The sequence below is a fragment of the Oceanobacillus saliphilus genome (assembly GCF_023522835.1).
GTDB classification, from domain to species: domain Bacteria; phylum Bacillota; class Bacilli; order Bacillales; family Amphibacillaceae; genus Oceanobacillus; species Oceanobacillus saliphilus.
Genome location: NZ_JALCZU010000107.1, coordinates 1 through 275, shown reverse-complemented (window position 1 = coordinate 275; position 275 = coordinate 1). Strand labels below are relative to the sequence as shown.

Here is a 275-nt window from a genome sequence, read left to right as displayed (position 1 = left end):
CGACGAGTTTGATCGTCAGCTTCCACATCCTTCAATTCCTGACGCAAGAGTGAAATTTGGTGTTCAATGTGACGACGGTTCGTTTCAAGCTTCGTTTCACCGGCACCACGGCTGGTAAAGCTACCCCCGCCACCACCAGTTTGCTGATCCAAACGGACATTCATCGACGTTCGCAAACGTGGCAACTGGTATTGTAACTGGGCAATCGCAACTTGCAACTTGGCAACCTTCGTCTTAGCACGCGATGCGAAGATATCCAGAATCAAAGCTGTGCG

General features: G+C 50.5%; 1 pseudogene. It reads right to left on the bottom strand.

Annotated elements, in window-relative coordinates:
• Positions 1–266, bottom strand: a pseudogene (locus MN204_RS20610) (GTPase HflX); the annotation flags it as partial.
• Positions 267–275: the final 9 nt, after the last annotated feature.